The organism is Candidatus Erwinia dacicola (assembly GCF_001756855.1).
GTDB lineage: Bacteria > Pseudomonadota > Gammaproteobacteria > Enterobacterales > Enterobacteriaceae > Erwinia > Erwinia dacicola.
Window position 1 is genome coordinate 1 of record NZ_MAYS01000413.1, and the last position, 2,839, is coordinate 2,839.

General features: G+C 56.0%; 2 protein-coding genes and 1 pseudogene. All 3 read right to left on the reverse strand.

Translation table 11 applies throughout. The features are described 5' to 3' along the window. Positions 1-557: pseudogene (locus tag BBW68_RS11295) on the reverse strand (penicillin-insensitive murein endopeptidase); the annotation flags it as partial. A gap of 4 nt (positions 558-561) precedes the next feature. Further along, positions 562-1,647, reverse strand: coding sequence for a chorismate synthase (gene aroC / locus BBW68_RS11300; protein ID WP_070135441.1), 1,086 nt, complete (start codon positions 1,645-1,647; stop codon positions 562-564). Positions 1,648-1,672: 25 nt separating this feature from the next. After that, on the reverse strand, positions 1,673-2,605 hold the full coding sequence (prmB, locus tag BBW68_RS11305; RefSeq protein WP_070135442.1) for a 50S ribosomal protein L3 N(5)-glutamine methyltransferase: 933 nt from the start codon (positions 2,603-2,605) through the stop codon (positions 1,673-1,675). Positions 2,606-2,839: the final 234 nt, after the last annotated feature.

Sequence of the window (2,839 nt, forward strand, 5' to 3'; positions counted from 1 at the left end):
CCGGGTTCACTTCATGCGTATTGACAAAAATGCGCGTGACTTCGTTATCTTTCGCCGCCAGTTTAATCAGACTGTCGATCTCAAACTGCCAGTGACGCGCCACGACATTTTTGCCGGCGACAGTCACCAAATCGAGCGGCTGAGGCTTCAGCAACATCTGCTGCGTCCAGCGCTGTTTCGGCAGCTGCAGCTAGATATCCATGTCCAAACCGGACTGGTGACTGACGTGACCGCTGCTGAAGCGCTCACCGGCCACCATGCCCATATCGCCGACAACACTTCGCCGGGGCCCAGCTGACGGGTCTGGGTGCTCAGCAGTTGGATAAAGGCAATCAGATCCGGGTGGACATAATAGCGCCGCTTATTGGTGCGCATCACTAATAGCCCGATGCTTCAAGCGGTAGCGCCTCAGCGCCGATAATACAGCCGTTGGCGAAGCCACCAATCGATTGCGGCGCGCCGCTGACCGGCTGGCGAATAGTCTGCCACGAGGTGGCGGCCTGTACGGCGGCGTTGGTCAGCAGCAGTGCGCCTAAGGCAATCAGCATCTTTTTCATCGCGTTACCAGCGTGGGTAAGTGGTTTCAACATCGGCGTTCTGCGCGCGGTGGCGCAGCAGGTGGTCCATCAGCACAATCGCCATCATCGCTTCCGCAATCGGCACGGCGCGGATCCCCACGCAAGGATCGTGACGACCCTTGGTGATCATCTCCACTTCTTCCCCGCTACGCGTCAGCGTCTTGCCCAGCACGGTAATGCTGGAGGTTGGTTTCATCGCTAGGTTGGCAACAATGGTCTGACCGCTGCTGATACCGCCTAAGATGCCGCCCGCGTGATTGCTCTGGAAACCGCTGCTGCGGATTTCGTCGCGGTGCTCGCTGCCGAGCTGGCCAACGACCGCAAAGCCATCACCGATTTCAATGCCTTTCACCGCATTGATGCTCATCAGCGCGTGTGCTAGGTCAGCGTCTAGGCGGTCAAACACCGGCTCGCCGAGGCCCGCCAGAACATTCTCTGCCATCAACGTTATTTTCGCCCCGATAGAGTCACCCTCTTTTCTCAGCGCGCGCATCAGTTCGTCCAGCGCTTCCAGCTTCGACGAATCCGGGCAGAAGAACGGATTCTGTTCGACCTGATCCCATTCTTTCAGCTCGCAGGCGACGTCACCAATCTGCGCCAGATAGCCGCGCACTTTGATGCCGTACTTCATTTCGAGGTATTTTTTAGCAATCGCACCGGCTGCCACGCGCATCGCAGTTTCACGCGCTGAAGAGCGCCCGCCGCCGCGATAGTCGCGGAAGCCGTACTTCTGGTCGTAGGTGTAATCCGCATGACCCGGGCGATAGAGATCTTTGATCGCGCCGTAGTCCTGCGAGCGCTGGTCGGTATTTTCGATCAGCAGTCCGATGCTGGTACCGGTGGTGTGCCCTTCGAACACACCCGACAGAATTTTCACCTGGTCCGGCTCGCGACGCTGGGTGGTGTAGCGTGAAGTGCCCGGACGGCGACGATCGAGATCGTGCTGCAGGTCTGCTTCGGTCAGCGGGATCCCCGGCGGTACGCCATCCACGATACAACCGAGGGCGATGCCGTGCGATTCACCGAACGTTGTGACCCGAAATACTTGTCCAATGGTATTACCTGCCATACGGCTTCCTCGCTAAAATTTAAAATCAGTCTTTTATAGATTTTGAATGATGTTGTGCGTCGATAATCTGCTGTTTGGTCAGCATAAACACGCCGTCACCGCCGTTATCAAACTCCAGCCAAGTAAACGGCACGTCCGGATACTGCTCGATCATGTGCACCATGCTGTTGCCCACTTCGCAAATCAGCATGCCCTGCTCGCTGAGATAATCCGGCGCGCAGGCCAGAATGCGGCGTGCCAGCTTCAGCCCATCGTGCCCCGCAGCTAGGCCTAGTTCCGGCTCGTGACGGTATTCGTTCGGCAGGTCGTTCATATCGTCAGCGTCAACGTAGGGCGGGTTAGTGACGATCAAATCGTACTGCGTTTTCGGCAATTCGCGGAACAGATCAGCGTGGATCGGCTTGACGTGGTGGTCAAGGCCATGCGCGCTGATGTTTTGTTCGGTTACCGCCAGCGCATCAGTGGAGATATCCACCGCATCGACTTCCGCATCCGGGAAGGTGTAAGCACAGGCAATAGCGATACAGCCGCTACCGGTACACATATCGAGAATGTGCTGCGGCTCGTCACCGATGAGTGCGGCAAAGCGATTGTTGATCAGCTCGCCAATCGGTGAACGCGGCACCAGCACGCGCTCATCGACATAGAATTCATGGCCGCAGAACCAAGCTTTGTTAGTCAGATAGGAGACCGGAATGCGCTCGTTGATACGGCGGATCACGCGCTCAACAATGCGGTGACGCTCGCTGGAAGTGAGGCGCACCGTGCGCATATCTTCAGGAATATCCAGCGGCAGATAGAGCGTTGGCAGCACCAGCTTAACGGCTTCGTCCCAAGGATTGTCAGTGCCATGGCCGTACCAGATGTCAGCGGCAGAAAAACGGCTGACCGACCAGCGCAACATATCCTGAATAGTGTGCAGTTCATTGACTGCTTTTTCGACGAAAATTTTGTCCAAAGTGCCCTCCGCAGGCTGTTCTGTTAAACCCGGGCGCCAGTTTGCCATGAAGCTGGTGATAATTCAGCCTCGGATGCGGAAAATGTAGACTAGCGGCAGAAATTTACTGAGACGCCCCTTTAAAGCGGTTGCGAAACAGCAGCCAAAAAAATAGCGACCTACTGAGATGAGCAAAAATAGAGAAGCTGATGTAGACGCGAAAATTGTTTGATACTGATTTGAAAGGTATTTGAT

What these genes read in the sequence shown, in the direction of transcription:
- aroC (WP_070135441.1), bottom strand. Translation starts at nt 1,647, where the DNA reads ATGGCAGGTAATACCATTGGACAAGTATTTCGGGTCACAACGTTCGGT.